Annotated in this window: 23 protein-coding genes; 5 read left to right on the top strand and 18 right to left on the bottom strand. The window is 52.0% G+C overall.

Translation table 11 applies throughout. The annotated features are described in order from the left end of the window. Nucleotides 1-86 precede the first annotated feature (86 nt). Complete coding sequence (locus KE531_15325) at nt 87-1,307, bottom strand: DUF4179 domain-containing protein (GenBank protein MBR9954962.1); 1,221 nt, start codon at nt 1,305-1,307, stop codon at nt 87-89. Next, nucleotides 1,304-1,798: an RNA polymerase sigma factor gene (locus KE531_15320; GenBank protein ID MBR9954961.1), complete on the bottom strand. Its 495-nt coding sequence runs from the start codon at nt 1,796-1,798 to the stop codon at nt 1,304-1,306. Before KE531_15320 ends, KE531_15325 begins: the two co-directional genes overlap by 4 nt. Nucleotides 1,799-1,898: 100 nt before the next feature. Here KE531_15320 and KE531_15315 point away from each other — a divergent pair, with 100 nt between their 5' ends. Continuing rightward, complete coding sequence (locus tag KE531_15315; GenBank protein MBR9954960.1) at nt 1,899-3,089, top strand: IS256 family transposase; 1,191 nt, start codon at nt 1,899-1,901, stop codon at nt 3,087-3,089. A gap of 349 nt (nt 3,090-3,438) precedes the next feature. Here the strand turns inward: KE531_15315 and rlmD are convergent, their stop codons facing one another. The 3 genes from rlmD to pcrA all read right to left on the bottom strand — a co-directional run bounded on the left by rlmD (nt 3,439) and on the right by pcrA (nt 7,701). Continuing rightward, on the bottom strand, nt 3,439-4,824 hold the full coding sequence (gene rlmD, locus KE531_15310) for a 23S rRNA (uracil(1939)-C(5))-methyltransferase RlmD (GenBank protein MBR9954959.1): 1,386 nt from the start codon (nt 4,822-4,824) through the stop codon (nt 3,439-3,441). Nucleotides 4,825-4,950: 126 nt separating this feature from the next. Then, nucleotides 4,951-5,268 (bottom strand): DUF4366 domain-containing protein, encoded by a 318-nt coding sequence (locus KE531_15305; GenBank protein ID MBR9954958.1) that lies wholly within the window; start codon nt 5,266-5,268, stop codon nt 4,951-4,953. Nucleotides 5,269-5,361: 93 nt separating this feature from the next. Next, nucleotides 5,362-7,701, bottom strand: a complete 2,340-nt coding sequence (gene pcrA / locus KE531_15300) for a DNA helicase PcrA (protein ID MBR9954957.1) — start codon at nt 7,699-7,701, stop codon at nt 5,362-5,364. 266 nt (nt 7,702-7,967) lie between these two features. Here pcrA and KE531_15295 point away from each other — a divergent pair, with 266 nt between their 5' ends. Together KE531_15295 and KE531_15290 are read left to right on the top strand one after the other, a co-directional pair. Beyond that, complete coding sequence (locus tag KE531_15295) at nt 7,968-8,573, top strand: DUF1836 domain-containing protein (protein MBR9954956.1); 606 nt, start codon at nt 7,968-7,970, stop codon at nt 8,571-8,573. Nucleotides 8,574-8,602: 29 nt separating this feature from the next. Continuing rightward, the gene (locus KE531_15290; GenBank protein MBR9954955.1) at nt 8,603-9,250 is read left to right on the top strand and encodes a flavin reductase; all 648 of its coding nucleotides are present in this window, start codon (nt 8,603-8,605) and stop codon (nt 9,248-9,250) included. Nucleotides 9,251-9,311: 61 nt separating this feature from the next. Here KE531_15290 and KE531_15285 read toward each other — a convergent pair whose 3' ends face one another. The 3 genes from KE531_15285 to KE531_15275 all read right to left on the bottom strand — a co-directional run bounded on the left by KE531_15285 (nt 9,312) and on the right by KE531_15275 (nt 11,700). Beyond that, the gene (locus KE531_15285; protein ID MBR9954954.1) at nt 9,312-9,614 is read right to left on the bottom strand and encodes a TrpR YerC/YecD; all 303 of its coding nucleotides are present in this window, start codon (nt 9,612-9,614) and stop codon (nt 9,312-9,314) included. A 311-nt stretch (nt 9,615-9,925) separates the two neighbouring features. Continuing rightward, nucleotides 9,926-10,747: an HAD family phosphatase gene (locus KE531_15280; GenBank protein MBR9954953.1), complete on the bottom strand. Its 822-nt coding sequence runs from the start codon at nt 10,745-10,747 to the stop codon at nt 9,926-9,928. Between the two features lie 137 nt (nt 10,748-10,884). Beyond that, complete coding sequence (locus tag KE531_15275) at nt 10,885-11,700, bottom strand: PepSY domain-containing protein (protein ID MBR9954952.1); 816 nt, start codon at nt 11,698-11,700, stop codon at nt 10,885-10,887. Nucleotides 11,701-11,886: 186 nt separating this feature from the next. Here KE531_15275 and KE531_15270 point away from each other — a divergent pair, with 186 nt between their 5' ends. Beyond that, nucleotides 11,887-12,723 carry a MerR family transcriptional regulator gene (locus KE531_15270; protein ID MBR9954951.1) on the top strand — a complete coding sequence of 279 codons (837 nt, stop codon included), beginning with the start codon at nt 11,887-11,889 and terminating at the stop codon, nt 12,721-12,723. Here KE531_15270 and KE531_15265 read toward each other — a convergent pair. After that, entirely contained in the window at nt 12,720-13,097 is a 378-nt protein-coding gene (locus KE531_15265; GenBank protein ID MBR9954950.1) for a helix-turn-helix transcriptional regulator, read from the bottom strand. The two genes, KE531_15270 and KE531_15265, sit on opposite strands and share 4 nt — an antisense overlap. Before the next feature lie 159 nt (nt 13,098-13,256). Between KE531_15265 and KE531_15260 the strand changes: the two genes are divergently transcribed. Further along, nucleotides 13,257-13,652 carry a pyridoxamine 5'-phosphate oxidase family protein gene (locus tag KE531_15260; GenBank protein MBR9954949.1) on the top strand — a complete coding sequence of 132 codons (396 nt, stop codon included), beginning with the start codon at nt 13,257-13,259 and terminating at the stop codon, nt 13,650-13,652. A gap of 78 nt (nt 13,653-13,730) precedes the next feature. Here the strand turns inward: KE531_15260 and KE531_15255 are convergent, their stop codons facing one another. The 9 genes from KE531_15255 to KE531_15215 form a co-directional block, all read right to left on the bottom strand. After that, nucleotides 13,731-14,573: an Mrp/NBP35 family ATP-binding protein gene (locus tag KE531_15255; GenBank protein ID MBR9954948.1), complete on the bottom strand. Its 843-nt coding sequence runs from the start codon at nt 14,571-14,573 to the stop codon at nt 13,731-13,733. A gap of 39 nt (nt 14,574-14,612) precedes the next feature. After that, a complete protein-coding gene (locus KE531_15250) occupies nt 14,613-14,876 on the bottom strand; it encodes an HPr family phosphocarrier protein (protein ID MBR9954947.1) in 264 nt (87 codons plus the stop codon). A gap of 48 nt (nt 14,877-14,924) precedes the next feature. Then, nucleotides 14,925-15,563 (bottom strand): epoxyqueuosine reductase QueH, encoded by a 639-nt coding sequence (locus KE531_15245; GenBank protein MBR9954946.1) that lies wholly within the window; start codon nt 15,561-15,563, stop codon nt 14,925-14,927. A 58-nt stretch (nt 15,564-15,621) separates the two neighbouring features. Then, nucleotides 15,622-16,746 carry an RNA polymerase sigma factor RpoD gene (rpoD, locus tag KE531_15240; protein ID MBR9954945.1) on the bottom strand — a complete coding sequence of 375 codons (1,125 nt, stop codon included), beginning with the start codon at nt 16,744-16,746 and terminating at the stop codon, nt 15,622-15,624. Between the two features lie 68 nt (nt 16,747-16,814). Continuing rightward, nucleotides 16,815-17,756, bottom strand: a complete 942-nt coding sequence (locus KE531_15235) for a YegS/Rv2252/BmrU family lipid kinase (protein ID MBR9954944.1) — start codon at nt 17,754-17,756, stop codon at nt 16,815-16,817. 4 nt (nt 17,757-17,760) lie between these two features. Beyond that, nucleotides 17,761-18,900, bottom strand: a complete 1,140-nt coding sequence (mutY, locus tag KE531_15230) for an A/G-specific adenine glycosylase (protein MBR9954943.1) — start codon at nt 18,898-18,900, stop codon at nt 17,761-17,763. After that, the gene (locus tag KE531_15225; protein ID MBR9954942.1) at nt 18,887-19,870 is read right to left on the bottom strand and encodes a biotin--[acetyl-CoA-carboxylase] ligase; all 984 of its coding nucleotides are present in this window, start codon (nt 19,868-19,870) and stop codon (nt 18,887-18,889) included. The genes mutY and KE531_15225 overlap by 14 nt, the downstream gene beginning before the upstream one ends. A gap of 3 nt (nt 19,871-19,873) precedes the next feature. After that, nucleotides 19,874-20,182 (bottom strand): hypothetical protein, encoded by a 309-nt coding sequence (locus KE531_15220; protein ID MBR9954941.1) that lies wholly within the window; start codon nt 20,180-20,182, stop codon nt 19,874-19,876. Between the two features lie 22 nt (nt 20,183-20,204). Next, nucleotides 20,205-21,146 (bottom strand): SPFH/Band 7/PHB domain protein, encoded by a 942-nt coding sequence (locus KE531_15215; GenBank protein MBR9954940.1) that lies wholly within the window; start codon nt 21,144-21,146, stop codon nt 20,205-20,207. Nucleotides 21,147-21,153: the final 7 nt, after the last annotated feature.

Here is a 21,153-nt window from a genome sequence, read left to right as displayed (position 1 = left end):
CCTGTTAGAATGGCTGGTCCGCGAATCATGGGGGATTTGTCCGTGAAAAACAGCCGGACTTGACGCACTTTCCTGTCGGAATACGTCTATCTTGGCACATACTCCAATCTCGTATAAGAACCGTCTGCATTTTTGCTGTAAGCAGTAAACCGCAGGCTCTCGATCCCCTCTTCCGAATATCCATAGCTGATATGTTCCGACATCCCATATTCTCCGTCTTCAAAGTCGATGAAAAACCATTCTGCGAGAAACTTCTCACTGCTGCCGCCGCTCCGGTCAGTAAAAACAATCATCCCGTCCGGATCCGGATACACGGTCTGCCGTGACTGCTCAACCGGGACGCACAGCTCATCAATATTGTCCCGATTCACCGATGCTGCAAATTCGTAAGCTTCCAGAATGCTCTCTCTGTCCTTCTGAGGCAGGGACGCCAGCCATTCTTCATCAAGCCCATACTCCGCATGAGCGTCATGCACATCCTTCGTCTCCTGATTTTGGATTTTTTCCAAGTATTCCTCTGCGGCTTCCTCGGATGCTTTGCTTTCATCGAATGGCAGTGTAAACAAGGCATTAAAGCCCTCGTATTCCTCATTTCGTGATATTGCACCGGAACTTTCGTCAAACAAATACGCAGCCTTCATGCTGCCGGCTGTTTCTGTTGCACAAAGATACACTGTGCGGCTGGCAAAGCTCTCCAGATTGTCGCATTCTGCTAACCAGTATAATACGCCGTCTTCCACAAAGCATGCGGCATTTCCATGGAAGGAATGGATGTTATAGCTCCATGGTTCATATCCTTCTATGAGCGGCGACACAAAAAATTGATCCAGATACCCCTTTTGATATCCATTTTCATCTTTTTCCGTCATTCCGCTCCCATCAGACTTTGTTATCGCCAGCGCAGCATACGTTCGGTCATCAAGGCGCTCCTCCTTTATCATGGATTCCAGTTCAGACAAATCCTTCCCGGACACTATGCCCAACAGCGTAAACGTATAGTCTCCAATCCTCTGCGTTTCATTGATTTCGGCTGTCATGTTCTCCCGGAATGCTTTTGAAAGCTTTTTATCTCCTATCCTTTCTGCGACATGCGCCGCATGAAAATATTTTGCTGCCGCCACGACTCCAATCGAACTGAGCATCACAAAACATATCGCCAGGGCCGCAGCCGCCGGATTCTTGATCCGCCTTCTCTTCGCATAATTCCCCTCTCCAATTTTGTCAATAATCTTTTGATTCAGCCAAACGTCTGCCTCCCATGAAGGTTTCATCGCGTTTTTTATTTTGGTGTCAAAATCATGATTCATAATACTTCCTCCAGCTCTTTATATAAGCGTTTTCTTGCCTGAAACAGCCTGCTTTTGACTGTCCCTTTCGGTATATGAAGGATATCGGCAATCTCCTCGACGCTTCTCTCCTCCATATAATATAAAAGTGCTGTGATTTTCAATTTTTCAGGCAGTTTTCTCACGGCATTTTGGATTCTGGCATTCGTATCGTTTTGCATGGCTATCGCTTCCGCCGAATTTTCATGTCTCATTTGAAAATCGTTCTCATTTATGCAGGAAACATCTTCTCTGCAAAAAAGCCTGCCTGCATTTAAGTCCTTGCGCCGCTTGTTTTTCCACAATTTGCAGGCAATGCTTAAAAGAAAGCTTTTCGGATTCCGGTCAAGCGTTATCCCCCGTTCCATCGCCTTTACAAACGTATCCTGGTAAAGGTCGTCTGCCTCCGTTCTGTTTGCCGTTAAATAACAGCAAAAGGAATATACATCTTTTCCGTATCGGATAAGGTACAATAAGTTTCGCAAATTGAAAAGTAGTTAAAAAGAGACATGGTTTGCAGCCCTCTGGTAGAATGAAGTCACGACACACCATTCTGAAAGGAGACAACAAACCATGTCCGAAAAGATTGTACAGCTTAACGAGGAAGTAATCAAGGGTCAAATCAAAGAACTGGTACGAGGCAGCGTAGAGGAAACCCTCAACGAACTGCTGGAGGCCGAGGCGGAGAAGCTGACCCAGGCGGCCCGGTACGAGCGCAATGAGCAGCGTCAGGGCTATCGCAGCGGCCACTACAACCGTAACCTCACCACCACTTCCGGGGACGTCACTCTCAAGGTTCCCAAACTCAAGGGAATCTCTTTTGAAACCGCCATCATTGAGCGGTATCGCCGCCGGGAGAGCAGCGTGGAAGAAGCCCTCATTGAGATGTACCTGGCAGGCGTATCCGTTCGGCGTGTGGAGGATATTACCGAGGCCCTCTGGGGTAGCAAAGTCTCTCCCTCCACTATAAGTGAGTTAAACAAGAAAGCGTATGTCCACATCGAGGATTGGCGGAACCGTCCTCTGCAAGGCGGACGATATCCGTATGTCTATGTGGATGGGATCTATCTGCGCCGTAACTGGGGCGGCGAATTTGAAAACGTAGCCATTCTTGTGGCAATTGCGGTCAATGAGGACGGATACCGTGAGGTTCTGGGTGCCGCCGAGGGCATGAAGGAGGACAAGTCCAGCTGGGTCAGCTTCTTCCAGTGGCTGCGTGGCCGAGGTCTGGACGGTGTGAAACTCATTGTTGGAGACAAGTGCCTTGGTATGCTGGAGGCCGTGGGAGAAGTATTCCCCGAAGCCAAGTACCAGCGCTGTACCGTCCACTTTTACCGCAATGTATTCTCGGTCACGCCTCGCTCCAAGGTGAAGCTGGTGGCAAAGATGCTCAAGGCGGTCCACGCCCAGGAAAGCAAGAAAGCAGCCCGGGAAAAGGCCAAAGCTGTGGTGGAAGAACTGCGCTCCATGAAACTGAAAGAGGCGGCCAAGAAGGTAGAGGATGGCATTGAGGAGACGCTGACCTACTGCGATTTTCCCAGCGAGCACTGGACTCGCATCCGTACCAATAACGTTATTGAACGACTCAACCGGGAGATCCGCCGCCGTACCCGTGTGGTGGGCAGTTTCCCGGACGGCAATTCCGCCCTTATGCTGGTCTGTGCCCGGCTGCGCCATGTGGCCGGCACCCAGTGGGGCAACAAGAAGTACATGAACATGAAGCACCTGGAGGCAGCCCTTGAAGATGCCTCCATTGCTGGCTGACTTCACTCATGCCAGACCCTGCAAACCATTTTGCGAAAAATACTTGACACTACCCCGTATCGTGCGATACATTTTTCTATTTCCGACTTTTTCATCACTGCTCCTTTTTTCTGCTGCTTTTATAAGGATTGCAATCTTTATATGATATAGTTGTTTTTAGGGGATTGTTTGGTTCATTTTATTTGCGGGAGATTTATAAAAGAAACCGATAATCGCTGGAGTGCGGTCATCGGTTTCTTTATCTGGGCTCGTTTATATGCAATTTTGATTGTTTTGGAACATTGGATGATATTTTAATTGTTTCTTCTTTCCTGGCAGAGAGGCATATTTGTGGTGGTTGGGTGTGGGTTTATTTTTGGGTTAATAAGACAACCGTCTCGACATGCCCAGTCCCCGGAAACATATCCACCAAACAAATCTTCTCAACAACATACCCCCCATCCATCAGCACCGCCAAATCTCTCACCAGACTCGTCGGCTTGCAGGACACATACACAATCCGTTCCACGCCATAATCCATAATCTTCGGCAGCGCCTTCGGGTGGATCCCATCCCGCGGCGGGTCGAGAACAATCAAGTCCGGCCGTTCCTCAAGCGTATCCAGCACCTTTAACACATCCCCGGCGATAAAATCGCAGTTGGAAAGCCCGTTGAGCGCCGCATTCTCCTTTGCCGCCTCGACGGCCTCCTCCACGATTTCCACGCCTGTCACATGCTCGGCCACCGGCGCTAGAATCTGGGCGATGGTACCGGTACCGCTGTACAGATCAAACACCCTCTGTCCGCTCGTATCACCGATATACTCCCGCGCCGTCGAATATAAGACCTCAGCCCCCAGAGAATTGGTCTGGAAAAAGGAGAACGGCGTAATCTTAAACTTTAATCCCAAAAGCTCCTCATAGAAAAAGTCCTGCCCGTACAGAGTTTCCGTCCCGTCATTCTTCACCACATCGGCCAGGCTGTCGTTTTTCGTATGAAGGATACCGGCAAACGTCCCGTCCAACGGAAGCTCCAGAAGCCGCTTTTTCCACTCTTCCAAAAGCTCCGCCTCGTTCCATCCAAGTGCGCTGATTCCCTCCGTCTGCGTCGTCGTCACAAGATCCACAAGGATCTCTCCGGTCTTCACGCCGCGGCGCACAAGCAGATGCCGCAGGTATCCCACATGCGAAAGCTTCTTATAGAATCCCGTCCCATGCTCCCGGAACAAAGAAAGCGTCTCCGACAGAATCCGGCAGCAGTCCGGATGCACCAGACAGCACTTGTCCACGGTCACCACATCATAAAAGCTCCCCCTCTTATGCATTCCCAGCTCCAGAGGCCCGTCCTTTTGTGCATCACCGAAAGAAAACTCCATCTTATTCCGGTACCCTTCCGTGAGCGGGCTGCCCTTAATCCCCTCAAATTCATATCCCCCGCACACGCCGTCTAAAAGCGCGCGCACCTGGCTCTCCTTGAGCTTTAACTGCTCCTCATATGGAAGCGACTGATACGAACAGCCGCCGCAGACACCGGCATGGGGACAGCGCGGCTTTTCATACTCCGCTTCCGACCGCAAGACCACCGACAAAAGCCGTCCCTCATACTTTCCCTTTCTCTGCTTTGTCACGGCAAACTCCACGGTCTGTCCCGGCAGCACATGTTTTACCGTGACCTTTTCGCCGTCCACAAAAAGAATCCCCTTATTGGGGAAATCGACTCGTTCCACAATGCCTGTATAAATCTCGCCTTTCTTCATTTCCAGTCTCCTGTTCCCATTTTATCATCCAAACGCCCGGCACCGGCTGCCTGGCTCCTGCAATCCGTCCCATTACATGAAAACAGGGCTGTGCAAGCACTTTGCATCAGCCCCTCATGTCAGATTTTATGCTTCCGGTTTCTCTTCCTTCTCCTCTGCTTTCGCCGGCTTCTCCTCCTCATCCTCGAAGAAGTCATCGTCGAAATCATCGTCAAAGTCATCCTCAAAATCTTCCAGGTAATCCGGCGTAAAGAAACGGTACACGCCGTAAGCGATTGCTGCCACTGCCGCTACCGCGCCAATGATGGCCAACACCCAGAGGATGCAGTTTTTCTTTTTCTCCTCTTCCTCTTTCCTGTGGAGCAGTTCATTCAGTCTGGAAGCGTTTACCAACTCCTCCATCTTGCTCAGAGCATCCTTACTCATCAAATCGAACTTATTCATGCCTGCACATCCTTTCTGTTTTCTTACAAACAAAAATTCTTTTTAACAGTATAACATCATTCTGCGAATTTTACTATCCTAAATTTAAAAATTTCACAGCTTTTTCAGCTTCGCAAACGACGCAAACATCCTTTTTACGCCAAAACGGTCAAATTCCACGGCCACCTCAAAGTCTTTGCCGCCGTCACTAATCTCCTTCACAGTGCCCTCTCCGAACCGCGCATGCAGCACGCGGTCCCCGACGCCGTACTCCGGAGTCTCCTTCGTCACGGAAAACGTCTTTCCGAAAGCCGGCTTCCCCGGCGTTTTAAGCGCGTTCGACAAATAAGCGCTCTTTCCTGCCTGCGGCCGGCTTCCGTAGCTTTCCGGCCTGGAACCGAACATGCTGATGCCGGAAGAACGCTCCTCATGGCTTTCGGAGGATTTCCCATAGGCATTCCCCCAGGGCAGGGCACTGTCATCAAAGTCCTGCTTTTCTCTCCTTGCCGGCCGGAAAACAGAATCCTCCTGCATCTCCTCATCCATAAGCTCCTCGGGAATCTCCTTAAGGAACCGGCTCGGGATCGAAAACCGCGTCTCCCCCTTCACCATCCGCTGCCTGGCCGCCGTGAGCATTAACTCCTCCCTGGCCCTTGTGATGCCCACATAACAGAGGCGCCGTTCCTCTTCCAGCGCTTCGGGATCGTCAGACATCGCCATGGCGCTCGGGAACAGCCCGTCCTCCATGCCGCTCAAATAGACATAAGGAAACTCCAGTCCCTTGGCCGAGTGAAGCGTCATGAGCACCACACGGTCCTCCGACTCATCCAGGCTGTCCACATCGGCCACCAGAGCCACTTCTTCCAGAAAGCCGTCTAACGTCGGATCCTCGGCCGTCTCCCAGTAAGCTGCTGCCTTGTTTACCAGCTCCTCAATATTCTCAAGCCTCGTCTCGGCCTCCACCTCGCCTTCCTCTTTCAGTTCCTCGGCATACCCGGTGGATTCCAACAGCTCCTCGATCACCGTCCGGATGTCCGCGCCGTCCCGGACCGCATGCCTGAAATGCAGAATCTGATCCACAAACTTCGTGATCTTTCCGGCCGCCTTCCCAACGCCCGGCACAGCCTCGACCCGGACAAGGGCATCAAAAAAGCTCATGTCCCGCTCAGCTGAAAACATGGCGACGCGCCCAACCGTGGCAGCGCCGATGCCGCGCTTCGGCACATTGATGATCCGCTGGACTGCCAGGTCATCCCGTCCGTTGGCGATGGTCTTTAAATAGGCCAGAATGTCCTTGATCTCGCGCCTCTGATAGAAATTTACGCCGCCCACCAGCCGGTAGGGGATCCCGTAAAACACCAGCTTTTCCTCCAGAAGCCGCGACTGGGCATTTGTCCTGTAAAGAACGGCATCATTCTTCCATGGTTTCCCACGCTTCATCATGTCGCGCACGATGCCCTCGGCCTCATCGTAGGCCGTATCAAAAATCTTCACACGGATTTTTTCTCCCTCGTCATTGTCCGTCCAGAGGGTCTTTTCCTTCCTGCCCATGTTATTTTTAATCACATCGTTGGCCGCTGCGAGAATCCGCTTCGTCGAGCGGTAGTTCTGTTCCAGCTTCACCACATGTGCCCCGGGAAACGTCTCCTCGAAGCTTAAAATATTCCGGATATTGGCGCCGCGGAACCGGTAAATGGACTGGTCGTCATCGCCGACAACACAAAGGTTTTTATACTTTGCCGCAAGAAGGCTTACCAGACGGAACTGGGCCGTATTGGTATCCTGGTACTCGTCCACCATGATATAGCGGAACCTGTCCTGATAATACTCAAGCACCTCTTTCTTCGCCTCAAAAAGCTCCACGGTCTTCATGAGAAGGTCATCAAAATCCAGGGCATTGTTCTTCTTAAGCTGCTTCTGGTACTCCGCGTAAAGCTCGCCGATCTTCTGGAGCCGCATGTTCCCCTCAGCCCTGGCACTCAAAAGGAATTCCTCCGGGCCGATCAGCTCATTCTTCGCCGACGAAATAATGCCGAGCAGGTTCCTGTCCTTAAACTGCTTGGGATCCAGGCTCGCCGCCTTCACGATCTGCTTCATGAGCGTCCGCTGGTCGTCGGTATCATAGATGGTAAAATTCGTGCCGTATCCCAGGTTCTCAATGAACCGGCGCAAAATCCGCACGCAGAGGGAATGGAACGTGCTGACCCAGACGCTGGAAGCACCGTGCTCCACCAGCCCGTCCACACGCTCCCGCATTTCCCCTGCCGCCTTATTCGTAAACGTAATCGCCAGGATGTTCCACGGCGCCACGCCCTTTTCTTCAATCAGATAGGCAACCCGGTACGTCAGCACTCTTGTCTTTCCCGAGCCGGCCCCCGCCAGCACGAGAAGCGGCCCCTCCGTATGGAAAACAGCCTCTCTCTGCTTTGGATTCAATGTATCGTAGTTTGTCATTTCTTTCCCCTTTCCGGGTCATCATACCATGTCCGCTGCACAGCCATGGTGCCTCCGGCGGATTTTAGCGCCCGGCTTTCTGCGGTAAACGCAGAAACCGGCATGCGCAGGTAAAATGCCCGCTGTGCGGTCATCATACCATATTTTCACGTCCCTGTCACTGTCGGATGGAAAAATCTTTTTCTGCTTCCGATTTTCGTCTCTTTTGCCTCTTGTCATCTGGTTTTTATTACTATATAATAGAGCATGAAAGGAGCCATCATGTCATGAAAACCAACGAAGAAAAGCTGCAAATGCTGTTAGACCGCCTTGACGGGCTCAGCCATATAAAGCTCGGCGAAATCCCCAAGATCGACTTATACATGGATCAGGTGACAACCTTTATGGAAGACCATTTAAAAGACATGAAGCGGTATCCGGAGGACAAAATCCTGACAAAGACCATGATTAACAATTATGCCAAAAACAATCTTCTCCCGTCGCCTGTGAAGAAGAAATACACCCAGGAGCACCTGCTGCTCCTGATCTTTATCTACTATTTTAAAAATGTTTTAACCTTCAACGACATCGAAGCCGTCCTCTCCAATGTGACTGAGAACCACTTCGGCGAAACTGCACTGCCGCTCTCTGAGATCTATGACGAGGTCTTTTCCATGGCCCACGATCAGAAGCAGCGGCTGAAAGACGATGTGACGGCGAAATTCGAGGAGGCGCAAAAAAGCTTTTCAGGCGTGGAGCAGCCGGAACGGGATTCCCTCCAGCTCTTTGCCTTTATCTGCGAGCTGGCCTTCGACGTCTTCCTGAAAAAGCAGATGATCGAGGCCCTGACCGACGAGATCCGAAAGGAAACCCCGCCGAAAAAGAAAAAATAAAAACGATCCTGAAAGGAGGATTGATGCGTATCAACCCGTTTGCATTCCGTAAGCTCTCCTATGGAGTTTACATCATATCCACTCTGGACGGAGAACGCCCCACCGGCTGTACGGCCAACAGCGCCATGCAGATTACTTCGGAGCCGGCTTCCGTGGCAGTCAGCATCAACCATGACAACTTCACAAATTCCTGTATCCAGAAAACAGGAAAATTTGCCGTCTCCATCCTCTCAGAGGAGTCGGATCCAAAGCTCATCGGAACCTTCGGCTTCCAGTCCGGAAAGGACAACGACAAGTTCGCATCTGTGGAATACGAGACAAAAGAAGGCCTTCCCATCGTAAAAGATGCCTGCGCCTACATGGTCTGCGAGGTCATTGACAAGATGGAAACCGAGACCCACACCGTATTCTTAGGGCGCGTGCTGGATGCCGACCTTTTAAAAGACGGCGAAGCCATGACATATGCCTACTACCACAACGTCATCAAGGGAAAGAGCCCGAAAAATGCCCCCACCTATATTAAGGAGGAGGCAGAAGAAAAACCGGCGGCTGCCAAATACGTCTGCGGTATCTGCGGCTATGTCTACGATGGCGAAACGCCGTTCGAGGAGCTGCCCGACGATTATCACTGTCCCGTCTGCGGCCAGCCGAAATCGGTATTTAAAAAGGTGGAATAACTTAAGAAAGGGATCTCCGGCGCATGATTTTTTGCCCCGGAAATCCCTTTTTTCCACACTCTTATTCCCCGCTCTTCTTCTCCTCAATCCGCTTAAACACCATGTCATAACCGTCATTCCCATAATTCAGCGACCGGTTCACACGGCTTATGGTTGCAGTGGAAGCGCCCGTGGTCTCGGCAATGTCGAGATACGTTTTCTTTTCCCGAAGCATCTTTGCGACCTCATACCTCTGGGACAGCGACAGCAGTTCATTCACCGTACAGACATCCTCAAAAAACGCATAGCACTCTTCCGGCGACTGCAACGTCAGGATCGCCTCAAAAAGATGATCCACAGCTTCTGTCTTAATTTTCTTGTTCATTTTGCAATTCCCCTTCTCGCGTAAAATTTATGAATATAACATCTTCCAGTTTTTGCCTTTCGCATTCACATTTTAACACATTAAAGTTATTACGTCCAGCATTTCCGCGAAATCGTTATAAATTTGTGTAACAGTTCAGCCATGCCATTCATAATTTGACGGATTCCATTATATTTAATAGAAGAAAAATGGTATTGGCCGTCAAATTATTCATGTCGGGCGTTCACCGTATAGAACCATCTGGCAAAATACTGCTTAGTGAGCAAGCTCCCACACAGCATTTTGCCAGATGGTTCTGCATGGCTGAACTATTACAAATTCACCATAAATTTTTCCACCACCAGCGCAACGCCGTCGTCATTGTTGGAGGCAGTAATAAAATCTGCCGCCTTCCTGACCGGAAAAACCGCATTCTTCATGGCAACGCCGAGGCCGGCAAAGCGGATCATGGAAAGGTCATTATAGCCGTCGCCGCAGGCGATCATCTCCTCTTTCGTCATCCCAAGCCGTTCGAGAAGCCTTGCAAGGCTCTGGGCCTTGTCGATGCCCCGCGGAAGAATTTCCAGGAAAAACGGCTCCGACCGGTAAACGCTGAAATTTTTGCCCAGTGCCGCCTTCACCTTCGGCTCCACGGTCGCCAGGTAGTCCCCGTCGTCAGCCAGCAAAAACTTCGGCACCTGGAAATCCACATAGGATGCCATGTCCTCCTTTTCCACCAGTTCCATATGGTTAATCGAACTTTCCAGCTTCACATAAGGGCATTCCCGGTTGTTTGTCACCAGGTGATCTCCCTCATATGTCAGATAATCCACACGGCTGTCCTCAGCCAGCCAGATGATGTTCCTGTTTGCTTCGATGGGAATCTGTCTGGAAAACACCAGCTCCCCGGTGGCACAGTTTATGATATTTCCGCCGTTAAAAGAAAGGATGTAGCCGCCGTATTTTTCAAGCGAAAGCTCCCTCGCAAGCGGCATGACGCCCATCGTCGGCCGCCCCGAAGCCAAAACGACAATCTTTCCGCGCTCCTGGGCTTCCATAAGCGCTGCCTTCGTCCGCGGCGTGATCTTCTTCTCCCTGTTCGTCAGCGTCCCGTCCAGATCCAGGACGATGATCCCGTAGTTCTTCTTTTCCATTTCCTTCCCTGCATCCTTTCTTCCCGGCCAAACTCGAGCCGGTACTTATCATTTTAAATGCAAACAGGCCGTCTGGCAACTGTTTTTCACGGAAAAAACGGCAGGCCCCAATCGGCCCGCCGTCAGTCACAATATCCTTAATCGTAAATGCTCTCCTTTTCCCAATCTGTCACAGCGCCCGCAGAGGCGTCGATCTCAAACTCATACTTGTCTGTTCCATGAAGGAATTCCCCCTCGTAAGTGAGGCGGCCGTCGTCATAATCCTGCTCGAACTCCACAAAGGTCACATCGGAAACCTTAAGCCCTGCCTGGGCGACAGCGATTTTCTTTGCCTCCTCGGCGCTTACCGGGCTCCCTCCCGCCTTCGTCTCCTTTACGGCCTTCACTTCAAAATCATAGCTTACGATCTCCCCGCTCTCCGTGTCGATCTCATAATCATACTCCCGGAAATCTTCCGTGAAAAACTCGATCTCATAAACCTGGCGGCCATCGTCGTAATCCGTCTCTGTCTTTAAAAATACGGCCTGATCCTCGGAAACGCCGGCATGTGCCAGAGCCGTCTTTTTCGCATCCTCAAGCTTCACCTGTCCGGGATTTTCCTGTGCTTTTAATGTCCCGTTGTGGTAGCGTCCCTCTTCCCTGGCCTTATCTGCCTGGTAATACTCTGCGTCGTAATCATAAGAAAGGATGTTTCCCGTCGACACCTCAATTTCGTAGTCATATTCCATATAATCCGTCGTATAGAACTCCACGTCATAGACCTGGCGCCCTTTTTCATACTCCAGTTCCGTCCGGCTAAAGGCAATGTGATCTGAGGACACGCCGGCATGTTCCATGGCTATCTCCTTCGCCCTGGCTTCACTTACTTCGGCTCCCATCGCATGAAATGCAGTCGGGACAAGGATTGCTCCCATTACAAACGCAGCAGTCAGAACTCGAAACATCTTTTTCATCGTATCGTCTCCTCCTTGGAAAATTTATTTTTCATGGATTTTGTTTCTTTGTTTATGCCCTTATGATACCGGAGAAAAATTAAAAGAACATTAAAACAAAAATTATTTTTTCTCATCATGGAAACGGCCAAAGAAATGTGGTAAACTTTAAGCGTTCACAAAAAACCGGGAAGAAGGCAAACGCACATGGACAAAAAGAACCTGTTCACCATCGGCGAGCTGGCAGATTATCAGAATATCTCCAAGCAGACTTTGATCTTTTACGATAAGACCGGCCTTTTTAAACCAGCCTGCGTGGATCCCAGAAACGGCTACCGCTATTACAGCGCCGGCCAGCTCGACGACCTGGATACGATTTTAATCATGAAAAAGATCGGGTTTTCCCTGGAAGAAATCCGGGAATACATGGAAAGCTCGAATCTTGAGACCAGCATCGCTGTCTTAAAAAAACAGATGTCTGCCATCGAAGGAAAACTGAAAGAGCTGACGCTCATAAAAAGCCGCCTGAAGCACCGCTGCGACAAGATGGAAGAAGCCGCAAAGCCGGAAAACCGGGAGTTTTCCGTGGAAAGGGCGGAAACTCAGTACATTTTCTGCCGGGACGTGATGCCGCCCTATTCCCTGACGGAAGTGAGCCTCGCAACGAAACAGTGCTACGCCCAGGCCTTCCGGGAAAACCTGCCGGTCTTTCTCCAGTCCGGCGTCATCGTGCCCCTGGACAAAATCAGGGCCGGGCGCTTCACCGAGGCCTCCACGGCCTTCCTTCCCATTGAAAGCTCCCAGGAAACCGGAGCCATCAAAAAACTGCCGGCCGGCACCTGCGTGACCATCCACCATTTCGGCTCCTATGAGTCCATCGGCCTTTCCTACCAAAAGCTTTTGGACTACTGCGCCGCCCATGCCCTGACTTTATGCTCCGATTCCTATGAGTTCTGCCTCCATGACTACATTACCGCCAGGGACAAAAACGAATACATCACGAAAATCCTGTTCTACATTCAGGAAAACCCGCCTGCACCTTAATTCCTGTAATCACATTTTCTGCACTGGATCATCGTGTTTTCATAATCCTCCTTATGGAAGGCACCGGCCCAGCGGCAGATACTCTGGAGAATGGGGACGACGGATTTCCCGCGCTCCGTCAGGCTGTATTCCACCCGCGGCGGAATCTCGTCGTAGGATTTCCTCGCCACAATCTCATCGGAAATGAGCTGCTTTAAAGAGGCAGCCAGCACCGCGTCCGTAATATTCCCCATCTCTCTGCGAAGCTCGCTGTACCGCAGCGTCTCCTTTTCCGCCAGCACGCAGATAATGCGGGACGCCCACTTTCCGCCGAAAATCTCAAGCCCGTATTCCAGCGGGCAGCGGATATCCTTTTCTATTTTTCTCTGGTACATGAACCATTCCCCCTTTCTGTTTTCATTGTAACTGCCTGTCAGCAATTTTACAAGTTACTATGAAATTTCATATCAGCTCATAAATTTGCTTATATCTTCCTCTGCCGCAGTTTTTCTCCTATAATGAAGCCATCAAAAACGAAACGGAGGAAACAAAACATGAAACTAAATGAAAACGTGACAAAGCTCTTAAACGAACAGATCTGGTACCTGGCAACCTGCTCCGACGAGCCAAACGCCGTTCCCGTGGCCTTTAAGGCCGTGGCAGAAGACGGCACCCTCACCGTCGGCGACGTCTTCTTAGAGACCACGCTGAAAAACATCGAGGCCAACGGAAAAATTGCCGTCTCCGCCTGCGATCCCGCCTCCATGGAGGGCTACCAGATCAAAGGGACGGCCGTGTACACCACTGAAGGCCCCGTCGTCGACACCTACAAAAAGCTGGTATCCGACATGTTTAAAGGCGCCGCCACTGCCAAGGGCGCTCTTATTATCACCCCGGAAACGGTTATCGTGACGACACCCGGCGCTGACAACAAAAAGGTGTTGCTGTAAAAACAAAAAATCCCGTCTAACATACACAAAACCCCTGGCTTCCCAAAAGAAACCAGGGGTTTTTCTTTCCAGACTTTATTACAGGCTTTCCACCACATCGGCCGCATGATCCAGGAAATCTGCGTCGATATACTCGACGGTTCCCTCGTCCACAGCCCTTGCGATTTCCGGCCGGATCGGGATCTGAGCCAGAACCGGGATGCCGTATTCCTTTGCAACCTCTTCCAGGTGGCTCTCACCGAAAACAGAAATCTTTTTCCCACAGTCCGGGCAGGTGAGATAGCTCATGTTCTCCACAAGGCCCAGAATCGGGACATTCATCTTCTTTGCCATGTTCACGGCCTTCGCTACGATCATCGACACCAGCTCCTGCGGCGACGTCACGATAATGATGCCGTCCACCGGAAGCGACTGGAACACCGTAAGCGGCACGTCACCTGTTCCCGGAGGCATGTCCACGAACATGTATTCAATATCCTGCCACAGCGTCTCGCCCCAGAACTGTTTGACAGCGCCGGCAATGACCGGGCCTCTCCAGATCACGGGATCCGTCTCGTTTTCCAGCACCATATTTGCGGAAATAATCTCAATTCCCGTCGCGCTGACGCCAGGGATCATCAGTTTCCCGTCCGGCGTCACGCCCACCGGCTCATGAAGGCCAAAGGACTTTGGAATCGACGGCCCTGTAATATCTGCATCCAGGATTGCCGTCCTGTGGTTCCTCGCCCGCATCCGGCACGCCATCATGGATGTCACAAGGCTCTTTCCGACGCCGCCCTTTCCGCTGATAATTCCGATTACCTTCTTTACCGAGCTTCCCTCGCTCAGTTTCTCCTCAAAGCTGTTTTTGCCCGTCTTCCTGCTGTCGCAGTCCAAAGAACAGGTGCTGCAGCTTCCGCCGCAATTTTCTGGCTCACTCATCGTTTCTTCCTCCAATGTTCCATATGATAATGATCCTGTTTAATCCTTAAGCTCCGTCTCGATCAGTTTGCAGACAGCCTCAAGGGCCTCCTTTTCGTCAGGCCCCTCGCAGCAGACCTCAATCTCCGTCCCGCATTTGATCCCGGCCGCCATGACATTCAGGACGCTTTTGGCGTTGATTTCCTTGTCCTTATACAAAAGATTGACTTTTGACGTAAATTTCATCGACGTCTGGCAGACCAGCCCTGCCGGCCTTAAATGCAGTCCCGTCGGATTTACAACCTGTATTTTTTTTGATACCATAATATCCCCTTCCTCTCTCTTGCATTCTATAATAGAATGTCCCGGCTGTCAAGGAGACGCGGCCGCCTGTTTTCTTCTTTCCTCTCTGGAAAAGACGCAGCCGCAGTAATCCTGCCGGTATAAATGATGAAGGGCGGAAAGCTCCGTGGAACGCTTGTAGCCGTTTTTCTTCTTAAAATCCGACGGAAGGAAGCGCACTCCGGCCGCCTCCCCCTCTTCCTCGCCAATGGCGTTGAGCCGTTTCGCGTCCTTTAACGGGCTTATGGTGAGCGTCGTCGTAAAAAAGTCAAAGCCGCCTTCTTTCGCCTCCCTGGCCGCCTCCCGAAGCCGCAGCTTAAAGCACTCCGTACAGCGGCGTCCCCCCTCCGGCTCTGCCTCCAGGCCCTTTGCCGTCTCGTAAAACCGCTCGGGATCATACGTCCCCTTTAAAAACCGCACCGGATGGACAAATTCCATCTCCGAAATCAGCCGCTCCTGCTCGGCCTCCCGCTCGACGTACTCCTCGGGCGGGTAAATGTTCGGGTTATAATAAAAAACCGTAATGGCAAAATACCTGGACAGATATTCCAGCACATAGCTGCTGCAAGGCGCACAGCAGCTATGGAGAAGGAGCGACGGCACCCGCCCTTCCTTTTCAAGCCCCTCTATGATTTTATCCAGTTCCTTCTGGTAATTCCTCTGGTTCATGGCTTCCTCCGCCCATGCAAAGAGGACAGCCGGCCTCGCCTGCTGCCCCCTTTTCCATTTACAGGAAATCCCGGATCCGCTTGCTGCGGACAGGATTTCTAAGTTTCCTCAATGCTTTCGCCTCAATCTGGCGGATACGCTCCCTGGTGACGTTGAATTCCTTTCCAACTTCCTCAAGCGTCCTCGGATGGCCGTCCTCAAGCCCGAACCGGAGCACAATCACCTGGCGCTCCCTTTCCTTCAAATCTCCGAGCAGGGCGTCGATATGCTCTCTCAGCATAACGGACTCCACATTCCCCTCCGGAGTCAGCGCGTTGCTGTCGGCAACGAAATCTCCCAGGTTGGAATCGTCCTCCTCGCCGATGGGCGTCTCCAAAGATGCGGGCTCTCTGGCAATCTGCATGATCTCCATCACCTTGTCCTCGGACATTTCCAGGGCATCCGCAAGCTCTGTCACCGACGGCTCATAGCCAAGTTCCAGCGTAAGCTTTCTCTGCATTTTTGACATCTTGTTGATGGTTTCCACCATATGCACCGGCACACGGATCGTCCTGGCCTGGTCGGCCAGCGCCCTCGTCACCGACTGTCTGATCCACCAGGTAGCATATGTACTTAACTTATACCCCTTCGTGTAATCAAACTTTTCTACGCCCTTAATCAGGCCCAGATTTCCCTCCTGGACAAGATCCAGGAAGCTCATGCCGCGTCCCGTGTAGCGTTTTGCAATGCTGACTACAAGACGCAGGTTTGCCTCGATCAGACGCTCCTTTGCCGCCTCGTCCCCTTCGGCCTTCCTCTTTGCAAGCCTCAGCTCCTCGTCCGCAGACAAAAGCGGAACCGTGCCGATCTCCTTTAAGTACATGCGGACCGGATCCTCGGTTCCGATGCCCTCAAGAAGATCAATGGCATCCAGGTCGATGTCCTCTTCACCCTTGTCGATAAAATCGCCGTCCAGATCGTCCAGGAGCAGGGAATCATCATCCGCAAGCAATGCGTCGTCGATTATCGGAACCACATCAATGTTGCTGTGCTCCAGATAATTATAAATCTCCTCCATCTGCTCCGGGCCCAGATTGTCTCCGGCAAAAAAGTCATTGATTTCCGTCACGTCCAATGCATTCTGCTTTGACCTTCCAAGCTCGACAAGTTTCTTGAGTTTTTCTAAAAATACTTCTTTCTCCACAAAAAACGCCCTTTCAGGTGGAATCTGCCTTATGTTACGTTCTTCCACAACGGTTCATTATATACTATCTAATTACATTTTTCAACAATTTTCTTTCTGGATTCTGCGGCTTCTTTCTTTGGTTTTCCGGCGTTTAAGGAAACTGCCCGGAACACGTTTTCGATCTCCGTCTCCGTAATGGAGCCGCCGAACTCCCCGTCCAGGACCCAGTCCACCGGTTCCTCCGATGTGACCTTTAATTTATCCGTCTTAAACTTAAAGACATAGTCGTTTTCCTCTTCCTTAAGGAACATATAGGAGATAATATTCGAGAAATCCACAGGCGTTCGCGGCGCGCGGATCAAAAGCACCTCAAAAAGCCCGTCGTCCATGACTACGTCCTGAGTCACAAGCCCCTTAAAGCCGGCCACGCTGACCGAGTTCGTCACCATGCCGAAAATAAACTCCTCCTCCAGCTCGTTCCCGTCCCATTCCACCTTCATTTTATGGGATTTTAAGGACGACAGGTGCTTGACGCACTCTAACATATAAGCCTGGTGCCCCAGGATATTTTTCGTTCCCTGGGATGTTTTATAGGAGACCTCCGTAAAAGCCCCAAAGGCCGCAATGTAGACGAAATACTGGCTGCTGCCGAACCTGCCGATGTCAAGCGTCTTCGGAATGCCGGTGACGGCAAGCTCCGCTGCCTTTTTAATGTCTGAGGGGATTTTCATGCTCCTTGCAAAATCGTTGGTGGAACCGGCCGGAATATAGCCGAGCCTCGGCATTTTTTTCCCTTCCATGAGCCCCGACACTACGCTGTTTAACGTCCCGTCGCCGCCGCTGCACACCACGAGATTTACATGGGAACCGAGCTTTTTCGCCTGCTCCCTTCCGTCCCCGGGCTTCTGCGTCAGATAAACCGTCGGATAATAGCCGGCCTTGCAGAAAATATCGAGAACCTCCATCAGACGCCCCTTCATCAGTTCCTTCCCTGACCGCGGATTCACAATAAACAGCATCTTCTTCATGGCTTCATCCTCCCTGTCTTTCCTCCAGAAGTTTTTTATAAGCCGCAAAGGCACTTGGAACCGCATACCTGCCCTGAAGCTCGCCGTACTCTGCAAAGATCAGGCCGCCCGGGAGCGCCTGGTTCCAGCCGTCCGGAAGGTTTTCCGGAAGACGGATCACGTATCCCGCCATGTGCCATTCCGTATGGCTGAAAATATGGCGCGCCGAACAGGTGCTCTCCGTCTCCACAGGAAACGAAAACAGCGCCTCTATCTCTGTCTGAGCAAGCTTCCCCGGAAGATTCGGGAATTCATAGAGGGAAGCCAAAAGTCCTTTATCCTCTCGCTTCCTTATGGCTATTTTATCCCCATATTCCAGTAATAATACGGTTTTTTCCTCAATTTTCCTCTTCTTTTTCGGCGCTTTCACGGGAATTTCCCCCGTAAGCCCCTGTTCCCTGGCCGCACAGACCGTATAAAACGGGCATTCCGGACAGAGCGGCTCCCCGTTGGGGACGCAGACGATGGCTCCCGTCTCGATTAACGCCTGGTTGATGTCACCGGCGTCTCCGTCTGCAAGAAGCGTCTCTGCCAGCGCCTCCATCTTCTTTTTCGCGGACTGCTTTAAAATGTCTTCCCGGCTTCCCGTCACCCTTGATAAAACCCGGAGCACATTGCCGTCCACGGCGGGACACGGAAGGCCGTATGCGATGGAAGCGATGGCGCCTGCCGTGTAGCTCCCGATCCCGGGAAGGGATAAAAGCGCCTCCCTGGAAGCCGGAAGGACGCCGCCGTACTCTGCCTTGACAATTTCCGCCGTCCGCTTTAAATTCCTGGCCCGGCTGTAATAGCCAAGGCCCTCCCAGCACTTAAAAAGCTCCTCCTCGCTGGCCGCCGCCAGAGAAGAAATGTCCGGGAAATGTTCCATGAAACGGAAAAAATACGGTTTCACGGCCTCGACTCTCGTCTGCTGGAGCATGATTTCCGAAATCCAGATCCGGTAGGCGTCCCGGTTCTCTCTCCATGGAAGCTCCCTCTTGTGCTCTCCGTACCAGGCAAGCAGTGGCTTTTTCGCCGCCAGAAGCCGTTCCTCCGGCTGAAGCTCCCGGCCTTTCGGGAAGACCGTCTGGATCCCTCCGTAGAGGTTTTTCCTAGACGTATCCATAAATCCCCCTCACGGAAACCTCTCCCGAAACCACATGGGAGACCGTCCCATCCTCACGCCTTACGATGAGAGAGCCCTGGTCGTCGATGCCCTCGCAGATCCCGCGAAATTCCCCGGACGGCGCCAGCACGCAGACCTCGCGTCCTAAATTCACCAGGCTCTTGTTGTACTGTTCCATGAGCCCCGACATGTCTTCCGTCTCTGCAAAAATCTCATAGTATTCCTCAAAGGCCTTCATGATCCCTGCAATGATGCGGCTCCTGTTATGGGTTTTCCCGGTCTCCAGAAACAGCGACGTGGCCGTCTCCTTTATCTCTTCCGGAAATTCTTTTATGTTTACGTTGATGCCTGTCCCGATCACGACGTACTGGATCTCCATGAGCTCCGTGCTCATCTCCGTCAGGATCCCGCAGATTTTTTTCTTATTTAAAACGAGGTCGTTTGGCCACTTGATCTCCGACTGGATGCCCGTGGCCTCAAAAATCCCCTTTTTCGCCGCCAAAGCGGCCACCAGGGTCAGCATGGACGCAGACACCGCATGGATTTCCGGGCGTAACAGAAGGCTCATCCAGATCCCGACGCCGGACGGCGATTCCCATGTCCGGCCCCTCCGGCCTTTGCCGCCGTTCTGCTGTTCCGCCGTCACAAGGGTTCCATGAGGCGCATGCTCTTCATCTGCCAGGCGCCTGGCCTGGATATTCGTGGAATCCGTCTCGCCGAAGCAGATCACCGGATGTCCGGCCCACTTCGTATGGATGGCGCTCTCCAGCTCTTCTGCCAAAAGGACATCCCCGACTCCCGTCAGAATGTATCCCTTATTCCGGACGGCTTCGATTTCATATCCCTCTTCCTTTAACTGATTGATAACCTTCCAGACGGCCGTCCTGGATACGCCGAACCGCTCGCAGAGCTCCTGTCCCGATATGTAGCCCTCTGCCTCCTTTAAGAGCTTAAGAATCTCGCTTTTCATTTCCTACCTCCACCAGATGCTGACTGCGCTTATGATACAGAGCACCAGAAGGAGAAGGCCGAAAAACATCTGAAGGACGGCCGATAAACGGCGTTTCTTGTCCCGCCCGCTGCGGCCGAGCCTGTAATTTCCCGTCACCAGGTTCAAAACGGCCGCCAGCAGAAAAATTAACGGGAACAGCGCCATGTTGCCGTCCGGGTCGATGAAAGAAATCACCGCCAGAACGACAACGGCCGCCCCAATCACAATGTGCATGGCATCCAGGCCGAAAGAGCTGTTCTGGATTCTTCTCCCTTTGTCTTTTCCAGTCATCCGGCATTTCTCCTAACTATTTCTATGCATTTTTCCCGTCGTCCCCGGCTCCTGCAACCTCTGTCAAGCTCTTTACAAGGCCTGCAATGGACTGGATTTCCGATGGGATGATGATCTTCGTGGCTCTTCCGTCAGCCGCCTTCGCAAAGGCCTCGAGGCTCTTTATCTGAAGGACGGCCGCATCGGCGCCTGCCTCTTTAATCATGCGGATGCCCTCCGCGTTGGCCTGCTGAACCTTAAGGATCGCCTCCGCCTGGCCTTCTGCCTCGCGGATCCGCTTCTCCTTTTCCGCCTCGGCGTGAAGGATGGCCGCCTGCTTGTCAGCCTCGGCATCCAGAATCGCCGACTGCTTCTTTCCTTCTGCCACAAGGATTGTGGACTTCTTCTCGCCCTCTGCCCGCAGGATGGCTTCACGGCGCTCCCGCTCTGCCTTCATCTGCTTCTCCATGGCATCCTGGATGGCTGCCGGCGGGATGATATTCTTTAACTCCACGCGGTTTACCTTGATGCCCCACGGATCAGTGGCCACATCGAGGGCAGCCCGCATCTTCGTGTTGATGGTTTCCCTGGAGGTCAGCGTCTGGTCAAGCTCCAGGTCGCCGATGATGTTCCTGAGTGTCGTAGCCGTCAGGTTTTCAATGGCCATGATCGGGTTCTCCACGCCGTATGCGTAAAGCTTCGGATCCGTGATCTGGAAGAACACCACCGTGTCGATTTTCATCGTGACATTGTCCTTTGTAATCACCGGCTGCGGCGCAAAATCCACCACCTGCTCCTTTAAAACCACACGCTTCGCCACACGGTCAATGAACGGCATCTTAAAATGGAGTCCCACGGACCAGGTATCCAGGTACGCTCCAAGCCGCTCCACTACGACCGCGCTGGCCTGGGGCACGATCCGGATGCAGGAAACCAACAGAAGGAGCACAATCAGCACAAGAATTGTCACAAGTATAAATCCCATATTTCCG

Source organism: Eubacteriaceae bacterium Marseille-Q4139, from assembly GCA_018223415.1.
Lineage (GTDB): Bacteria > Bacillota > Clostridia > Lachnospirales > Lachnospiraceae > CABSIM01.
The sequence above is the reverse complement of the archived record's forward strand: the minus strand, read 5'-3'. Positions and strand labels throughout refer to the sequence as shown.